13 protein-coding genes are annotated in these 16,919 nt (G+C 62.1%); 11 read left to right on the forward strand and 2 right to left on the reverse strand.

Features of this window, described 5'->3' with window-relative positions; genetic code table 11:
- The first annotated feature begins 71 nt into the window (after window positions 1-71).
- The 4 genes from LPB19_RS04895 (at window position 72) to LPB19_RS04910 (ending at window position 4,993) form a co-directional block, all read left to right on the forward strand.
- Entirely contained in the window at window positions 72-1,577 is a 1,506-nt protein-coding gene (locus LPB19_RS04895) for a sensor domain-containing diguanylate cyclase (RefSeq protein WP_206644989.1), read from the forward strand.
- Between the two features lie 78 nt (window positions 1,578-1,655).
- Window positions 1,656-2,522, forward strand: a complete 867-nt coding sequence (locus LPB19_RS04900) for an MBL fold metallo-hydrolase (protein ID WP_206645692.1) — start codon at window positions 1,656-1,658, stop codon at window positions 2,520-2,522.
- Window positions 2,523-2,528: 6 nt separating this feature from the next.
- Window positions 2,529-4,262, forward strand: coding sequence for a SulP family inorganic anion transporter (locus tag LPB19_RS04905; protein WP_206644990.1), 1,734 nt, complete (start codon window positions 2,529-2,531; stop codon window positions 4,260-4,262).
- 71 nt (window positions 4,263-4,333) lie between these two features.
- Entirely contained in the window at window positions 4,334-4,993 is a 660-nt protein-coding gene (locus LPB19_RS04910; RefSeq protein ID WP_206644991.1) for an energy-coupling factor ABC transporter permease, read from the forward strand.
- Between the two features lie 5 nt (window positions 4,994-4,998).
- Here the strand turns inward: LPB19_RS04910 and LPB19_RS04915 are convergent, their stop codons facing one another.
- On the reverse strand, window positions 4,999-5,394 hold the full coding sequence (locus LPB19_RS04915) for a potassium channel family protein (protein WP_206645693.1): 396 nt from the start codon (window positions 5,392-5,394) through the stop codon (window positions 4,999-5,001).
- Window positions 5,395-5,600: 206 nt separating this feature from the next.
- On the opposite strand from LPB19_RS04915, the gene LPB19_RS04920 reads away from it, so the two are divergent.
- Genes LPB19_RS04920 through LPB19_RS04940 form a run of 5 tightly spaced genes read left to right on the forward strand, consistent with a single transcriptional unit; the run spans window position 5,601 to window position 14,066 of the window.
- Entirely contained in the window at window positions 5,601-6,839 is a 1,239-nt protein-coding gene (locus tag LPB19_RS04920) for an efflux RND transporter periplasmic adaptor subunit (protein WP_206644992.1), read from the forward strand.
- Window positions 6,836-10,006: an efflux RND transporter permease subunit gene (locus LPB19_RS04925; RefSeq protein WP_206644993.1), complete on the forward strand. Its 3,171-nt coding sequence runs from the start codon at window positions 6,836-6,838 to the stop codon at window positions 10,004-10,006. The genes LPB19_RS04920 and LPB19_RS04925 overlap by 4 nt, the downstream gene beginning before the upstream one ends.
- A gap of 12 nt (window positions 10,007-10,018) precedes the next feature.
- Window positions 10,019-10,699: an ABC transporter ATP-binding protein gene (locus LPB19_RS04930; RefSeq protein ID WP_206644994.1), complete on the forward strand. Its 681-nt coding sequence runs from the start codon at window positions 10,019-10,021 to the stop codon at window positions 10,697-10,699.
- Window positions 10,700-10,704: 5 nt separating this feature from the next.
- Complete coding sequence (locus LPB19_RS04935) at window positions 10,705-12,990, forward strand: ABC transporter permease (protein WP_206644995.1); 2,286 nt, start codon at window positions 10,705-10,707, stop codon at window positions 12,988-12,990.
- On the forward strand, window positions 12,987-14,066 hold the full coding sequence (locus LPB19_RS04940) for a lipocalin-like domain-containing protein (protein WP_206644996.1): 1,080 nt from the start codon (window positions 12,987-12,989) through the stop codon (window positions 14,064-14,066). Before LPB19_RS04935 ends, LPB19_RS04940 begins: the two co-directional genes overlap by 4 nt.
- 12 nt (window positions 14,067-14,078) lie before the next feature.
- Here the strand turns inward: LPB19_RS04940 and LPB19_RS04945 are convergent, their stop codons facing one another.
- Window positions 14,079-14,969: a LysR substrate-binding domain-containing protein gene (locus tag LPB19_RS04945; protein WP_206644997.1), complete on the reverse strand. Its 891-nt coding sequence runs from the start codon at window positions 14,967-14,969 to the stop codon at window positions 14,079-14,081.
- A 108-nt stretch (window positions 14,970-15,077) separates the two neighbouring features.
- On the opposite strand from LPB19_RS04945, the gene hisC reads away from it, so the two are divergent.
- Complete coding sequence (gene hisC / locus LPB19_RS04950; RefSeq protein WP_206644998.1) at window positions 15,078-16,154, forward strand: histidinol-phosphate transaminase; 1,077 nt, start codon at window positions 15,078-15,080, stop codon at window positions 16,152-16,154.
- A complete protein-coding gene (locus LPB19_RS04955; RefSeq protein WP_206644999.1) occupies window positions 16,151-16,918 on the forward strand; it encodes a transporter substrate-binding domain-containing protein in 768 nt (255 codons plus the stop codon). Before hisC ends, LPB19_RS04955 begins: the two co-directional genes overlap by 4 nt.
- The last annotated feature ends 1 nt before the right edge of the window (window position 16,919 follow it).

Genomic DNA, 16,919 nt, shown 5'->3' on the forward strand with positions numbered 1-16,919 from the left:
CCGAGTCCACCGCCCTGAACTACACTCTGATAACGAGGACAGGACACCTCATACAGGACACAGGGCTATCCATGGCGACCAGTCACCAACGGCCGGCGGCAGAACCGTCGTCTGACTTCTTTCGCAAACTGGCTTCGGGCATTCCCGACATCCTGTTTGTATACTGGCTTAGTGCGGACACCCAGATGCACTCCTATCCCTATGTCAGTGACCAGGTCCGGGATCTTCTGGACATTGATCCGGACGCACTGGTCCGGGACGCCATCTCGATACTGCCCTACATCCATCCGGACGACATTGAAGGTTCCCGGTTGGCGGTTCTGGAGTCTGCCCGCACCCTCAAGCCCTGGCAGTGGCGGGCGCGCCTGAAACTGCGCGATAACGGTTTCGAGTGGTTCGAAACCCATGCCCGGCCGGAGCGTCAGCCTGACGGCAGTACTATCTGGTATGGCCAGTTCTTCAATATCCAGAATTACATGGACTTGCAGCAGGAACTGATGGGTCGGGAGGCCGAATCGTCGTTTCAGGCCGGGTTCCAGAAACTGGTGGCGGACCTTTCGGCGGAGTTCATCAATCTGGGGTTCGATTCCATCGACGAATGTGTCGATGACCTGCTGGAACGGGCAGGCGAGTTCTTCTCCATGGACAGGGTGTACCTGTACGCCTTCAGTGAAGAGCATACATCCATGACCAAAACCCATCAGTGGTGCCGGACAGGGGTGCCTGCAATGGTCGAGGTGGACGAGACGGTGTGCCTGGATGCCTACGAAGAATTGCGTCGGCCGCTGATGGACCTGATTGAGCATAACCAGGTTGAAGTGATTGAATCCATGCCCGATCGACCGGCCGACGTCTTGTCCGATTCGGAGCCGGTGCAGGGAGTCACCTCTGTGTTCTGTGTTCCGGTCCGGGTACGGGGGGATGTGGTGGGTTTTGTGGGTTTTGAGACCCTGAATTCGAAGCCTCAGCGGGACGACCTCGATCATCTGCTGTTCATTGTCACCAGCTTGTTGTCCGTCGCGCTGGAGCGGCACCTGCTGGAAGAAACCCTGTTCAATCAGTCGATCCGCGACCCCATGACAGGGCTGTTGAACCGCCGTTATCTGATGCCCCGTATCCAGGAGCTGGTCGAGCGGGCAGAGCGCTACGGTGAAGACTTTACCCTGGCCATGCTGGATATTGATCACTTCAAACAGATCAATGATTCGGTCGGTCATCTCGGTGGCGATTACACCCTGCGCCGGTTCGCGGACATTCTGTTGAAACTGACCCGGGCGTCGGATGTGGTGGCCCGGTTCGGTGGTGAGGAATTCATGCTGGTGTTTCCGGACACCGGCGTGGAAGTGGTGCACCAGATGGTGAGCCGGATTCTCAGGAACGTCCGCAATACTGAATTTGTGTTCGAGGGTCGGGAAATTCCTGTCACCATCAGCGCGGGCATTGCCTCGGCGCTGGAAACGGATGATCAGAAAGCCACCGTGGATTCGGTGGTGGCGCTGGCGGATAAACGGCTTTACCTGGCCAAGCAGGCCGGGCGTGATTGTGCGGTGGCTGCATCAGGAGAGCTGCAGATATAAGAAAACGGTATTTGCCGTGTTATATCCTAATGGAATATCTTTATGCTCAAATTTATTATTGAGCAGGAGGTGACGGCGATGATCAATCCCGTCGTTCAGCCCTTTTTTGACGAGCCCACCAATACGTTCAGTTATGTGGTCCGCGACCCGGACAGCAACGCCTGCGCCATCATCGATTCGGTGCTGGATTTTGATTACGCCTCCGGGCGCACGGCGTTCGATTCGGCCGACCAGATCATTGCCTATGTCCGCGAGCATGAACTGACGGTGCAGTGGATTCTGGAAACCCACGTGCACGCCGATCATCTGTCCGCCGCGCCCTATTTGCACGAAAACCTCGGCGGAAAGACCGCCATCGGGGTCCACATCCGCGATGTGCAGGAAATTTTCGGCAAGGCGTTCAATGCCGGCACCGACTTCGCCCGGGACGGCAGCCAGTTCGACCGACTGTTCGAGGATGGCGACACCTTCAGTATTGGCAGCCTCAGAGGCCGGGTGCTGCATACCCCCGGCCATACGCCGGCTTGCCTGACCTACGTCATCGGGGACGCGGCGTTTGTCGGCGATACCCTGTTCATGCCGGACTACGGCACTGCCCGCTGCGACTTTCCCGGTGGCGATGCGCGAACCCTGTACCGCTCGATTCAGAAGGTGCTGGCACTGCCTCCACAGACCCGGTTGTTCCTGTGTCATGACTACAAGGGCCCCGATCGCGATGAATTCGTGCCAGAGACCACGGTTGCCGAGCAGATCAAGGCCAATATTCATGTCCACGAGGGCATAACCGAAGATGCGTTCGTGACCATGCGGACCGAAAGGGACGCCACCCTGGACATGCCACGGCTGATTCTGCCGTCGGTGCAGGTCAACATGCGCGCCGGGCATATGCCGCCGGCCGAGGGTAACGGGCAGATTTACCTGAAAGTACCGATCAACCGGTTCTGATCCGGGATGAACCTGAAACGGTACCTGCCCATCCTGCAATGGCTGCCGGAGTACGATCGCCGCCAGGCCAGCAGCGATCTGCTGGCGGCGCTGATGGTCACCGTGTTGCTGATTCCGCAATCGCTGGCCTATGCATTGCTGGCTGGGCTTCCGGCCCAGGTGGGGCTGTACGCCAGCATCCTGCCGCTGGCGTTTTACGCGGTGTTCGGCACCAGTCGCACCCTGTCTGTGGGCCCGGTGGCGGTGATCTCGCTGATGACGGCCGCCGCTCTGGCACCGCTGGCCGAGGCGGGCACCGAGCAATACATCGCCGCGGCGGTTCTGCTAGCCCTGATATCCGGTGCAATGCTGGTGCTGATGGGCCTGTTCCGATTCGGTTTTCTGGCTAACTTCCTGAGTCACCCGGTGATCTCCGGGTTCATGTCGGCCTCGGCCATTCTGATCGTCGCCAGCCAGCTCAAGCACGTGCTCGGCGTTCAGGCCTCCGGTCACAATCTGGTAGAACTGCTCGCTGCCCTGTTTTCCGGCCTGGGTGATGTGCACGGGCCCACTCTGGCGGTGGGTGTCGGGGTGCTGCTGTTTTTGCTGTTTGCCCGCAACGGACTGGCGGCCCTGTTGACCAGGTTTGGGGTGCCGGCGGGCACGGCGGGTATCGTTACCCGCATCGCGCCGATTTTTGCGGTGGTGATAACCACCCTGCTGGCCTGGCAGATGGACCTGGGTGACCGTGGCATCAGCCTGGTGGGGTTTGTGCCAGCGGGCCTGCCGGCTCTGGGCCTGCCCAGCTTTGATCCGGAACTCTGGCAATCGGTGATGGTCAGCGCCCTGCTGATCAGTGTGGTGGGCTTTGTCGAATCGATATCGGTGGGCCAGACCCTGGCGGCCCGCCGTCGCCAGCGGATCGACCCGGACCAGGAGCTGATTGGCCTGGGTACCGCCAATCTGAGCGCAGGATTGTCTGGCGGTATGCCGGTGACGGGCGGCTTCTCCCGCTCCGTCGTCAACTTCGATTCCGGGGCGGAAACCCCGGCGGCGGGTGCCTACGCCGCCATCGGCATTGCCCTGGCGACGCTGTTCCTGACCCCCATGATTGCCTACCTGCCAAAGGCCACGCTGGCGGCTACCATTATTGTGGCGGTGGTTCAGCTGGTGGACTTTCCAGCCATGGTGAGCACCTGGCGCTATTCCCGGAGCGATTCCGGCGCCATGCTGGTGACCTTCGTCCTGACGCTGGCCCACAGCGTGGAGCTGGGCATTATTGCCGGCGTGCTGTTGTCGGTGGGCATGCTTCTGTACCGCACCAGCCGGCCGCACAGTGCGGTGGTTGGCCGGGTGCCAGGCACCGAACACTTCCGCAACGTGCAGCGTTACGATGTGGAGTTGTGTCCGAAGGTGACCTTTCTGCGGGTGGACGAGAGCCTGTATTTCGCTAATGCCCGTTTTCTGGAGGAGCGCGTTATCGAGCTGCTTGCCGGCGCGCGGGAGATGACCGATCTGGTGCTGGTGTGTCCCGGGGTGAACCATGTGGACGCGTCGGCACTGGAGAGTCTGGAAGCCATCAACGAACGGCTCGGGGAAGCCGGTGTGGCGTTGCATCTGTCGGAGGTGAAGGGGCCGGTGATGGATCGCCTGAAACACTCGGACCTGCTGAACGACCTGTCCGGCCGGGTGTTTCTCAGTACGTTCGATGCGTGGCAGGGGTTAATCGGTGATCGGACTCCTCAACGTATGATCAGTTAATACCGGCCCGAGGGTGCCAAGCGCCCCCCCAGCCGGCGGGTTGCAAGGGTTCGGCAAAGGCGGTGAGTGATATGGGGTTAACGGAAAACCTGCTTTCCAGCAGTCAGTGGGTGTTGTCCTTCGCCCTGTTTGCGCTGATTCTGCTGCGGGCGGTGCGTTCTGTCGACTGGCAGGCGTTCCGGCGGGACAACACCCTTCAGCACACGTTTTTCGGGGCCGCAGTGGCGCTCGGCTTCCTCTGGCACCTGCGGGCGGGGCTGTCACCCGGGCTGGCGATTCACGTGTTCGGAATCACGGTGGTCACGCTGATGCTCGGTTGGGCACTGGCGATTGTGTGTGGCTTGCTGGCGTTACTGATGACGGTGATCACCGGGCGTGAGCCGATCCTGATGTTTGCGGTCAATGGCCTGGTCACGGTGATGATTCCGGCGCTGGTGAGTTATCGGATCATGCTGTGGGAGCGTCGGCGTAATTTCCGCAACTTCTTTGCCTACATCTTCTTTTGTGGTTTTTTCGGGGCCGGGATCGCGGTGGCCTCGGCGGGCACGGTGATGTGCCTGCTGCTCTGGAGCAGCGGGACTTACTCGCTGGATGTCCTGATGCACGAATACTTCCAGTATCTGCCGCTGATGATGTTCCCCGAGGGTTTTGTTAACGGCACCCTGGTGACGGCCCTGATGGTGTTTCATCCGGACCGCCTGAGCACCCTGGACCAGCGCCGTTATCGTTAGTGCGGTCAGCGGTTGGGCCAGTAGCGCTGCATTTCCACGAACAGGAACGAGGCGCTCCAGGTAATCAGGACCAGCCCGGTGAGGGCCTCAATGCCGGTCAGGAAACGCAGGTGACCAAGCACCTCGATGTCGCCGTAGCCCAGGGTCGTGAAGGTGGTGAACGAGAAATACACGCAATCGAGCAGGGTGCCGTCGAAGTTGCCGATCATCTCGCCCCAGCCGTCCGTGTGGTGCATGAAGTAATAACCCAGGGCAAATACCCAGACCTGGACGGTGTGTGCCATCAGCACGCCGAACACCGCGATCATCAGGCGGAACCGGTGATTGAGGCGAATACGCGCCAACAGTCCGGTCAGCTGGATAAGAGATTCGTGGTGAATCAATACCACCAACATCACCATCAATGAGTTAATTAGGGTGATATTGAGTAGGCTGACATGCTCTTGCACACTCAAATGTGGTTTACTCCAATATGACGAACGACGTCCTGATCGGGACAGTTCAGGCCCCTGGCCACAGACACTAATCCGATCCTGTGCCTTGATTGTATAGTAGATTTTTGCCCTTAGCCGGGCCGATTCCAATAACCCTAACCGGCTGCAGAGTAATGTCCAAACGATTCCTTCCACTGATCATTTTAGCCATCGGTATTGCCGGGTACGTGCTGCTGCGAATGACCCGACCGGAACCTGCGGAAGTCGCCGCGACGGAACGGAGCTGGCGGGTGACCGTGCAGGCCGTTGAGCCGGCGACGCACACACCGGTATTGCCCCTGTACGGCGAGGTGGTAGCGCCGGAAAGCATCACCGTGACCGCGGCGCTGGAAGGTCGGATCGAGGCCCGGCCGGTGGTCGATGGGCAGCGCGTGCAGGCCGGTGAGCTGTTGATTGCCCTTGCGGATGCGGACATCCAGCCCAAGGTGGCCCAGGCCGAAGCCCAGGTGGCCGATCTGCAGGCGCAGCTGAAATCGGAGGAAGTTCGCTATCAGACCGATCTGAAAGCGGTAAAGAGCGAGCGCGCCATCCGCGACAACGCCCGGCGTCAGTTCGAGCGGACCCAGTCACTGTTGAAGCGAAACCTGGCGTCGCAGGAAAACCTGGACACCGCCAACGATGCCCTGGCTCGCGCCGAGCTGACGGTCAGTGCCCGGGAACAGAACATTGCCGATCACCCAGCCCGGGTGCTCAGCCTGGAAGCCCGCCTTGCGCAGGCCGAAGCGAACCTGGCTACGACCCGCCGGGATGCCGAGCGGGCACGCATGACCGCTCCGTTCGATGGCGTTGTTACCGACGTTCAGGTCGCGCCCGGTGATCAGGTGTCGCGCAATCAGGTGTTGTTGTCCCTGTACCCGCTCGATGGCCTGGAGCTGCGGGCCCGGGTGCCTGCCCGCTACCTGCCCGAACTGCAGCGTGCGCTGGGAGAGGGGGTGCCCCTGACCGCGTCCAGTGATTCCGGCCACCGCTTTGATCTGGCTCGTTTTTCCGGCATCGCTGACCCGGCGGGCACGGAGGCTATTCTGACCCTCGATGGTGAGCCTCGGGGGCTCCGGCCGGGCGAATTGCTGCCGGTGAACCTGCAGCGCCCGGCGCGGGATGCGTCGGTGACCATTCCCTTTGCCGCCCTGTACGGTGCCGATTCGGTCTATCTGGTGAATGATGAGGATCGTATGCGCCGGATCACTGTGGAGCGCATCGGCGAAGCCCTGAGTTCGAACGGCGACCGCTGGTTGCTGGTGGCCGGGGAAGGCCTCAAGCCCGGTGCCCGCCTGGTCACCACCCACCTGCCGAATGCGATTACCGGCCTCAAGGTTGAGCCCGTGGATGCCGCTGAAGGAGCCGAGCAGTGAGGCGAAAGAAGGGAGTCATCGGTTTTTTCGTTCACCACCGGGTGGCCGCGAACCTGGTGATGCTGATGATGCTGCTGGGCGGATTCCTGGCGCTGAGCCGGATGAACATCCAGTTCTTCCCCACCTTCGCGCTGGATGTGGTCACGGTGCGGGTGGTGTGGAGCGGCGCTTCCGCGGAAGACGTCGAACAGGGCATCACCGAGCCGCTGGAGCAGCGACTGCGCAGCGTGGACGGCCTGAAGAAAATGACCTCCACCTCGGCCCAGGGGATCTCCTCGATCACTCTGGAGTTCTACGAAGACACCGACCCCATCACGGCGCTGGACGACGTCAGCCAGCAGGTGGATGAATTCACCAACCTGCCGGCGGATGCCGAGGAACCGGAAGTGGTGCGGGTGCAGCGTTACGAGCCGGTTGCCCGCTTGCTGCTGCATGGCGATGTGGATCGCCGGGAATTGCGGGATCTGGCGTACCGGTTCGAAGACGAACTGCTGGAACGGGGTATCGACCGGATCGAAATCGTGGGGTTACCCGAGCAGCAGGTCAGCATCGATGTGCCGGTGGAGCGCCTGGAAGGTTTGGGCCTGTCGCTGGAGCAGATCGCCGACCGTGTCGCGGCCATCTCACGCGACCTGCCTGCCGGCCTGATGGCGCAGCAGGATGCCACGCGCGAACTGCGGGCGGTGGAGCAGCGCCGTAATGCCCAGGCGTTTGAAAATATCCCGGTGCTGAGCGGCGAACGCATCCAGTTGCGCCTGGGCGATATCGCCCTAATCCGGCAGGAAGCCCGGGACGATCAGATTACCCTGAGCCGGGATGGTCATCCGGCGGTGGAGTTGCAGCTACGGCGGGCGGAAAACGGCAACTCCCTGGACGCCGCGCAGGCGCTTGAAGACTGGCTCCGGGATACCCGTCCGATCCTGGCGCCCACGATAGAGCTGGAGGTGTACGACCAGACCTGGCAGCTACTCAACGACCGCATTTCCCTGCTGGTGACCAACGGCCTGGGCGGGCTGGTGCTGGTGATTTGCCTGCTCTACCTGTTCCTGCCGGGGCGCGTGGCGCTGTGGGTTGCCATCGGTATACCCACCGCCTTCCTGGCCGCCATGGCGGTACTCTGGGGGATTGGCGGCTCGATCAACATGATCTCCCTGTTCGCCCTGATCATGGCGCTGGGGGTCATCGTGGATGATGCCATCGTGGTGGGCGAAGACGCTGACGCCCACGCCCGAATGGGCGAGGAATCCATCTACGCCTCCGAGGGCGCCGCCAAACGCATGGTCTGGCCGGTACTGGCCTCGTCCCTGACCACCGTGGCGGCCTTCATGCCGTTGCTGGTGATTGGCGGGATTATCGGCAACATCCTGAAGGATATTCCCACCGTCATGATCTGCGTGCTGGTGGCGTCCCTGCTGGAATGTTTCATCGTGCTGCCGGCCCACCTTCGCCATGCCTTCGTCAAGCGGGACAAACCGGCGTCGGCTTCCGGTGATCCGGTCGCGCCCAAAGCACCCCATCCGGTGGCGCGGTTACGCAAAGGCTTCGAAAAGCGGTTTGACCAGTTTCGCGAGGGCACCTTCCGCAGGATTTCCCGATCCAGTCTTGAGCATCGTGGCGTCACCCTGGCTGCGGCCATGGCGCTGGCGATCCTGACCGTCGGCCTGCTGGCGGGCGGACGGTTGGGCTTCAACTTCTTTCCGACGCCCGAACCGTCCGTGCTCTATGCCAACGTCAGTTTTGTCTCCGGCACGGACGAGCGAACGGTAAACCGCTTCCTGGAAGAAATGCGCCGCACCCTGAATGAAACCGAGTCAGCGCTGGGGGGTGACCTGATTCTTCACGCCATCACCACGCGCGGCGCCACCCTGGGAGCCGAAGGGCGGTCCCGCAACGGCGAAGAACTGGGCGCCATGATGCTGGAACTGGTGCCCTCGGATCGGCGCTCGGTGCGTAACCCCGAATTCATTACTGAATGGCGCCGTCGGCTGACGCTGCCTGCCGGCCTGGAAAACCTGAGCATTTCCGAACGCCAGGCCGGGCCGCCCGGGCGGGACGTGAATGTGCGCCTGATCGGTAACGACGCGGAAACCCTGAAAGCCGCCGCGGACGAACTGTCGCAGGCCCTGACCACCTTGCCGGGTGTGCTCGATGTCGATGACGACATGCCCTGGGGCCGCGAGCAGCTGATTTACCAGGTGAGCGCCTACGGCGAAGCCCTGGGCCTGACTACCGCCGATCTGGGCCGGCAGTTACGGGCCGCGTTCGATGGCCGGGTTGCGCAGATCTATCAGGACGGGCGGGATGAAGTGGAAGTGCGGGTCCAGCTGCCTCAGTCCCAGCGGGAACGGTTGTCGACCCTGTCCCGTATGGTGGTGCGGGTGTCGGACGGGCGCTTTGTGCCGCTGAGCCAGGTAATGAATCTGGATCACCGCCAGGGCTTCCAGGCCCTGCGGCACGCCGACGGCAAACTGGCCATTGAGGTGACCTCCGGCCTGAATACCCGGGTCAGCACCACCGACCAGATCCTGGAAAGCCTGCAGGCCAAGACACTGCCGGACATTGCCAGCCGGTATAACGTCCGCTACAGCTTCGAGGGCCGGGCGGCCGACCAACGCGAGACCCTGAGCGACATGAAGACCGGGCTGATGATCGGCCTCGGCCTGATGTATGTGGTGCTGGCCTGGGTGTTTGCCTCCTGGAGCCTGCCGCTGATCGTAATGGCCATCATTCCCTTCGCCCTCGTGGGCGCCTTGCTCGGCCACTGGCTGATGGGCCTGCAGCTGACCATCCTGTCGCTGTTCGGCTTGTTCGGCCTGTCCGGCATTGTGGTCAATAACGCGATTATCCTCGTAGCTTTCTACAACCAGCAACGGCAGAAAGGGCTGGGCATCCAGGAGGCGCTGAACGAGGCCGCCGTGCAGCGGGTTCGGGCGGTGCTGCTGACCTCGCTGACCACCATTGGCGGCCTGTTGCCCCTGTTGTTTGAGACCTCGCTGCAGGCGCAGTTCCTGATCCCCATGGCGACCTCCATTGCCTTCGGGCTCGGGTTGTCCACCCTGCTGGTTTTGCTGGTCATACCGGCCCTGCTGTCCCTGCTTGAGCAGGCAAGGCAGTGGTGGGCCGACCGACGAGGCACCACAGCCAGACCGCTGGGGGCCGAGGACTAGAAGGATGCAACCATGCCGGAGGATGCTCTCCAGGCCCGTGGCCTGAGTAAACGCTTCGTCAGTGCCGGCCAGCCGGTGCCGGTGCTGTCGGGCGTCGATGTGTCCGTGCCGGCCGGGACGTCGCTGGCTTTACTGGGGCGTTCCGGTTCCGGAAAAAGCACGCTGCTGAATCTGCTTTGTGGCCTCGAACGCCCGGATACGGGGGCGATCTGGCTGGCTGGCGAACCTGTGGTCAGCGCGGCGATTGCCCCGCAACAGCAGGCGCGCCGGTGGGCGGCGCTGCGCCGTCAGTCCCTGGGCGTGGTGTTTCAGGAAGCCAATCTGATGCCCGCGCTCACCCTGCTCGATAATGTCCGCCTGCGGGCCAGCCTGGCCAGGCGATCGCAAGCCGACTGCGGCCGCTGGCTGGAGCATCTGGGCCTTGAGGGGCTCGGAGACCGCTATCCGGATCAGGTGTCCGGCGGCCAACGCCAGCGCGCCGCCCTGGCCATGGTGTTTGCCATGACTCCCAGTGTGATACTGGCCGATGAGCCCACCGGCAGTCTGGACCGGCAGACCGCCGACGAGGTCTCCGACCAGCTGTTTCAGCGGCAGAAAGAAACCGGCTGTGCCCTGGTGCTGGCCACCCACGATTCGGAGTTGGCCGCTCGCTGTGACCAGCGACTGGATTTGGCTCACCTGGCTCTCGCCTGACTGCCATGACACCCTTTCTGGCCCAGATTCTCCACTATCGGCGTCACCCATTTCAGCTGCTGGCACTGGTGCTCATGGTTCTGGTCGCCGCCATGCTGTGGAGCGCGGTCAGCCAGTTGACCGCCCAGGCCCGGGCCAGCATGGGGCAGAGCGAGCAGGCGCTGGAAGACCGCTTCCAGGTGCTGCGCAGCGACGGACAAGCCCTGGCCGTGGCCGATTTCGTGACGCTGCGCCGGGAAGGCCTGTGCGTCATGCCCTGGCTGGAGGTGGACGTTGCTGGCGCTAGCGGGCGGGTTGTGGGCGTGGACCCCTTGTCGGCTGCCTGCTTTGCCGATGCCGCGGTGCCCGGCAGCCTGCAAGGCCGTGCGCTGGATGGTAAGCCCTTTATGGACATCGGCGAGGCGGTCACCTTGTCCCGAGGTGATCCCGCGACCCGGTCTCGGTTGCTGTTGATCGCGGCGGCATCGGTGACCCCGGCCGATCTGCCCGGCGGCTATCGTCTGGCCGGCTTTTCGACCGGGCCAGAGACCGGCGAGCTCGGTGACAGCTTTCTGCTCAACCTCGATGCCCTGGCGGTGCTGGTGCTGCTGATCACGGCCCTGTTGCTGCGCAGCGTCCATCAGCTTGGCATGGCCCAGCGCCGCGCCGGCTTCCTTCTGCTGCACCGCTACGGTGTGCCGGACCGCGCCATCCGACTCGGTGTGTTCATCGAAACCCTTTTGCTGGCATTGCTGTGTGTGGTGCCCGGGGTGTTTCTGGGCCGCCTGCTGGCCGGCGCACTGGCCGACGGGTTTGGTCAGGCCCTGGATGCCCTGTTTGATGTCCCGGTGTACGCCGGGCAGCAAGGCCACGGGCTGGGTGCGGTTGCGGTGATGACGGCGGTGGTGCTGGCGGTCTGTCTGCTGGATTGGGTCGGTCCCCGAACGGCGGTCCTGTCCGATCGCCTGAAACAACGGATGGTGCCGGTCGCCGGACTGTTACTGGTGACTGGTCTGGTGTTGGTGTGGGCGGCGGACTCGCTGGCGCTGGTCTTTACGGCCGTTGGCCTGGTGTTTGTGGCGACCGGGATTCTGGCGCCCCGGGCGCTGGCCGGCGCCGCTTGCTGGCGGGCCCGTTCCGCAACAACGCCGCTGGGTCGCTGGCACTATGCGGAGCTCGATGTGCTCGCCCGGCGGCTGGCGTTCCCTCTGGTCGCCTTGCAGTTCGCCCTGGCGCTGGTGCTGGCGGTGCAGGCGCTGGTGACGGTGTTCGAAACCACCTTCGACGCCTGGCTGGCCCAGCGTCTGGCGGCCGACTACTACGTCGAGGTGCCGGAGCGCGCCAGTGCCGAGCAGGCTGCCAGCTGGCTAGAGCAACGGCCGGATCTGGTTGAGCCAGGTTCCTGGCACCGGGTGCTCCGGGGGCGTGCCGAACGGGTGCTGCCGGAAGAGGGCGCACGCCGTAGCGTGGATGTGCTGGTGGTCGGGCCGGTCAGTGATTTGCTGGCGCCATGGCAGTTCCTGGCTCAGGATGAGCGCCCCTGGTCGGCACTGGCGCGTGGTGACGGGGTGATGATCAACGAGCAGCTGGCGGTGCGTGAGGCGCTGGCGATTGGCGACCCACTGGTACTGTCGCTGGGTGGCGATGCCGTGGCGTTTCCGGTGCTGGCCATCTACGCCGATTACGGTCGGCCGGCGGGCGAAGTACTGCTGACGATCGATCGTCTGCCAGAGACGTTCCAGCCGGCATTCCAGAGCCTGTCGGTCAGCACCGGTGTGACCAAACTTGCCGAGCTGAAACGGGGTCTGAGCGAGCTCTGGCACGTCGAGGACGTCACCATCCGGGACAACGGCCGCATTAAATCCCTGGCCCACGAGGTGTTTGACCAGACCTTTCTGCTAACCCGCCTGCTGACCATGGTGACTCTGCTGCTGGCAGCGGCGGCCCTGCTGATCATGGGCTGGGTGTTCTTCTCGACCCGGGCCTGGTACTACCAGCTGCTCAAGGTGTGGGGCCTGCGCCAGTCCGAGGTGATGCTGGGCCTGGTCCGGCTGTCCGTGAGCCTGACCCTGGGGGTGGCGTTGCTGGCGCTGCCGCTGGGTATCTGGCTGACCTGGGTCTTGGTTGACCGGATCAATCCCGTGGCCTTTGGCTGGTCCCTGCCCATGGCCGTGTATCCCGGGTTCTGGCTGGAACTGGGTGTGTTGAGCCTGCTGATCGGCCTGAGCATCGCCGGGTTGATGCGCTGGCAATTGCGCCGGATTCAACCCCGGCCGGCGTCAGCCAGTGATCTGTCGGGAGCAGAGCGATGAGGCGAGTTGTGGCTTTGTTGCTGTCCCTGCTGCTGGCCGGCTGTTCCGAGGAACCGGGCGACCAGGGCTTTGCCGGCCTGGCCGCTGATGGCGCAACCGGTGATTACCTGCAGCCGGCTGCCGGCGATGAGCTGGTGTTCCCCGAAGACTTCGGACCCCATCCGCAGCACCGGATTGAATGGTGGTACCTGACCGCCAATCTGCAAACGCCGGACGGCAACCCCGTTGGCTTGCAGTGGACCCAGTTCCGCCAGGCCATCAGGCCGCGCGCGCCCGAAGCGTCGCCCCCGGACCCCTCCAGCTGGGCGCTGACCGCGGCCTGGATGGCCCATGCCGCGGTCAGCGTCGATGGCCAGCACTACTTTGCAGAGAAACTGGCGCGTGCCGATGTCGGGCATGCGGGAGCAATGCCGGATCCGCTCAGCGTCTGGCTGGATGACTGGCAGCTGACCCAGAAAGCGCCGGGCCAATGGCACTTGAGCGTTGCAGCACCGGGCTGGGGTTATGACCTGACCCTGTTTATCAGCGGCGAGCCGATCGCGCACGGCGACCATGGTTTCAGCGCCAAATCTGCCAGCGGCGAGGGATCGATGTATTTCAGTCTGGTGGATATTCGCATCGAGGGGCAGATCACCGCTGGCGGACAGACCCTGACCGTCAGCGGCAAAGGCTGGTTTGACCGGGAGTGGAGCAGTCAGTTGCTGAAAACGGGCCAGCAGGGCTGGGACTGGTTCGCCCTGCATCTGGATTCCGGCGACAAACTGATGGCCTTCCAGTTGCGCGAGGAAGCGGGTGGGTTCCGATCCGGAACCTGGTTGCCGGCCGGCGGGGATCCGGTAGCCCTGGCGCCCGATGACCTGATACTGAGCCCCGAGCGGTTTCGTAACGGTCATCCGACCCGCTGGCGATTGCAGGTGCCGGCCCGGGACCTGGATCTGTCCGTTCAGGCCCTGCCCGGAGATTACCGGAATGACGGCCAGTTTCCCTACTGGGAGAGCCCGGTGCGGGTCCAGGGTAGCCATTCGGGGGTTGGCTACATGGAGCTGACCGGCTACCAGGGCGAGTCCGGGCGCTGAGGTTGGCGCCGATTACCGCTCGGGCGGTGACGCCAGAAACGCGGACAGTGTCTCAACCCCCTGAGATGGGTGGCTGCTGGGGCGTTTCAGGAAATACGCCTTGCCACTTTTGACCTGATGCCCGAACGGCGCCACCAGGCGATCGGTGTCCAGCTCGTGTCTGGCCAGATTAACGTCGCCAATCACGATGCCATAGCCGCGCAAAGCGGCATTCGTCGCCATGTCCAGCGTGGCGAAAATCTGGTTCCGGTCGGCGCGCAACGGCGGGAGGCCCAGACTGCTCTGCCAGCATTGCCAGTCGCTTTGTTCCGCATTGGCGTGCAGCAGAACATGCTGGCTCAGGCTTTCCGCCGGCCGTTCCATATCCAGCGTGGCTGCAAGATCTGCGGTGCACATCGGGGTCAGGACTTCGTCAAACAGCCATTGATAGCTGCCGTCCTCACCGAGGGATTCGTTGCCGTAACAAATCGCGACGTCAAAAGGTTCGATGGCAAAGTCAACGTCGTGTTTGGTGGTGGACGTCAGTTCAACGTCGAACTCCGGGTGCTCCCGTTGAAAATCCTGCAGCGTTGGCATCAGCCAGTAGGTGATGCAGCTCGGGGCTTTCAGACGGATGCTGTTCTGGTTGGCGGTAATGCGATCAATCGCGGTATGCAGGATGTCCATCGCCTGCATGACATCGGGCAGCAACAGTTTTGCTTCCGGGGTCATGCTCAGGCCCCGTGCTTTGCGTTGAAACAGGGTGATGCCAAGGTCCGCTTCCAGGCTGGCGATCTGCCGGCTGATCGCGCCCTGGGTGAGGTTCAGGCTACGGGCCGCCTGGGTGATGTTCAGGCTGCGGGCGGTGGTGATAAACGCCTGCAAGGCCTTGGTCGAGGGAATATGTTTCATAGATTCAGGCATGAGGAAAGCTCATGGCGACTATGACAATTTTTCGATTTCGAAGCAACGTGCGCCGCTCTATATTGACCCTGATAATCAATACAAAAGAAAGGGTTCAGGGCGCGCACTATGAGTGTTGTTGTTGATAATCTGTTGCCGGATGCCATTAAAAAACTTACGCCTTATCAATCTGCCCGGCGCATTGGAATACAGGGCCACCTGTATCTAAATGCGAATGAGCTTGAGCACACCATTGCCTTTGAAGGCAGCACGGAACCGTACAACCGATACCCCGATTTCAAGCCGCAACAGGTTGCCGATGCCTATTTGCGTTATTGCGACTCGCAGGCCGATTGCCTGGCGGTGCGAGGTGCCGATGAAGGTATTGATCTGATCGTCCGAACCTTTTGCGGCCCTGGTTCGGACGCCATTCTGGTGTGTCCGCCCACCTACGGCATGTATGAGATTTGTGCCACAGCGGCGAATGTCGGCGTGCGCCGGGTGCCTCTGACAGCCGAGTTCCAGCTCGACCTGCAAGGCATCGATGCAGAACTCGATAACACCAAGGTCATCTTTCTCTGTGCCCCCAACAACCCCACGGGTAATGCCATAGAACTGGCCTCGATCCGACGGGTGCTTGAGCAAACCCGGCGGACTCATGTCGTGGTGGTGGATGAGGCGTACATTGAGTTCAGTGATCAGCCGTCGGTGGTTGCACTGCTCGATGAGTTTGATCATCTGATGGTGATACGCACCCTGTCCAAGGCGTTTGGACTGGCGGCCATTCGCTGCGGTTTTGTGCTGGGGCAGGTTGAGGCCATCGATTGCCTGCGTAAGCTGATCGCCCCGTATCCGATGCCTGACCCCACCTCCGACATCGCACTGAAAGCTCTGAGTGCCAACAGCATCCAGATGGTGCGCGACAGCGTTGCGGACCAGAAACAGTTGAAGGCCTGGTTCTGCAGCGAATTGGAAAAATTACCGGTTGTTGAGCGAATATTCCCCAGCGACACGAACTTTGTGCTGGTCAGATTCAAGGATGGGGTCAACGCGTTTGAGCAACTGGTGCAGAACGGAATCGTGGCCCGGGATCAGAGCCACGAGGCAGTGTTAGATCAATGCGTTCGCATCACCATGGGTTCGCAGCAAAGCATGGCAGAAATCCTTTCTGTTCTTAATAAAAAACAAACGAGAGAGTTCCAATGAAGAAGATTGCAGTAGCACTGGGCCTTGTCGCGTCCATGACCGCTTCCGTGTCGGCGGCCGATACCATCCGGCTGGGATCAGATTTCACCTATCCACCGTTCAACTACAAAGACAAAGAGCAAAACCCCACGGGCTTCGACATCGAAATTGCCGATGCCTTGTGCAAAGAGGCGCAGCTGGATTGCGAGTGGGAAACCATTTCATGGGACGGGCTGATTCCGAGCCTGTTGTCCCGGAAAATCGATGTCATCATGGCGTCCATGCGGATCACCGAAGATCGCAAAAAGCGCGTGCTGTTCACCGACCGTTACTACAAGACACCGGCACAGTTTGCCGGCCTGGCGTCCCGCTCCTTTGATATCTCCGAAGAGGGCCTGGAGGGGCTGCGTGTGGGCGTGCAGATGGGCACGATTCACGACCGCTATGTCACCGATCAGTTCGGCGATGTGGTCGATGTGGTTCGCTATCCGGGCCAGGAAGAAGTCTATAACGAGCTGGCCAATGGCCGCCTGGACCTGGTCTTTGCCAACTCCGATCAGATCATGCTGAGCTTCCTGAACACCGAGCACGGTGAAGGCTACGAGTTCGTCGGCGAGCCAGTGACCGATAAAGAGCATGTGGGGGAAGGAACCGCGCTGGCACTGCGCCCGCGGGATGAAGAGCTGGCGCAAAAGCTGAATGCCGCGATCGCAGAGATCCGCGCCAACGGTACCTACGACGAAATCGCCTCGCGCTACTTCAACTTCGATATCTACGGCGACTAAG

The organism is Marinobacter salinisoli, from assembly GCF_017301335.1.
GTDB classification, from domain to species: domain Bacteria; phylum Pseudomonadota; class Gammaproteobacteria; order Pseudomonadales; family Oleiphilaceae; genus Marinobacter; species Marinobacter salinisoli.

Excerpts from the sequence above, each read along its gene's own strand:
- LPB19_RS04940 (WP_206644996.1), top strand. The coding sequence starts at position 12,987 with ATGAGGCGAGTTGTGGCTTTGTTGCTGTCCCTGCTGCTGGCCGGCTGT.
- LPB19_RS04930 (WP_206644994.1), top strand. The coding sequence starts at position 10,019 with ATGCCGGAGGATGCTCTCCAGGCCCGTGGCCTGAGTAAACGCTTCGTC.
- LPB19_RS04935 (WP_206644995.1), top strand. The coding sequence starts at position 10,705 with ATGACACCCTTTCTGGCCCAGATTCTCCACTATCGGCGTCACCCATTT.
- LPB19_RS04945 (WP_206644997.1), bottom strand. The coding sequence starts at position 14,969 with ATGCCTGAATCTATGAAACATATTCCCTCGACCAAGGCCTTGCAGGCG.
- LPB19_RS04915 (WP_206645693.1), bottom strand. The coding sequence starts at position 5,394 with ATGGTGATGTTGGTGGTATTGATTCACCACGAATCTCTTATCCAGCTG.
- LPB19_RS04905 (WP_206644990.1), top strand. The coding sequence starts at position 2,529 with ATGAACCTGAAACGGTACCTGCCCATCCTGCAATGGCTGCCGGAGTAC.
- hisC (WP_206644998.1), top strand. The coding sequence starts at position 15,078 with ATGAGTGTTGTTGTTGATAATCTGTTGCCGGATGCCATTAAAAAACTT.
- LPB19_RS04900 (WP_206645692.1), top strand. The coding sequence starts at position 1,656 with ATGATCAATCCCGTCGTTCAGCCCTTTTTTGACGAGCCCACCAATACG.
- LPB19_RS04910 (WP_206644991.1), top strand. The coding sequence starts at position 4,334 with ATGGGGTTAACGGAAAACCTGCTTTCCAGCAGTCAGTGGGTGTTGTCC.
- LPB19_RS04895 (WP_206644989.1), top strand. The coding sequence starts at position 72 with ATGGCGACCAGTCACCAACGGCCGGCGGCAGAACCGTCGTCTGACTTC.
- LPB19_RS04955 (WP_206644999.1), top strand. The coding sequence starts at position 16,151 with ATGAAGAAGATTGCAGTAGCACTGGGCCTTGTCGCGTCCATGACCGCT.
- LPB19_RS04920 (WP_206644992.1), top strand. The coding sequence starts at position 5,601 with ATGTCCAAACGATTCCTTCCACTGATCATTTTAGCCATCGGTATTGCC.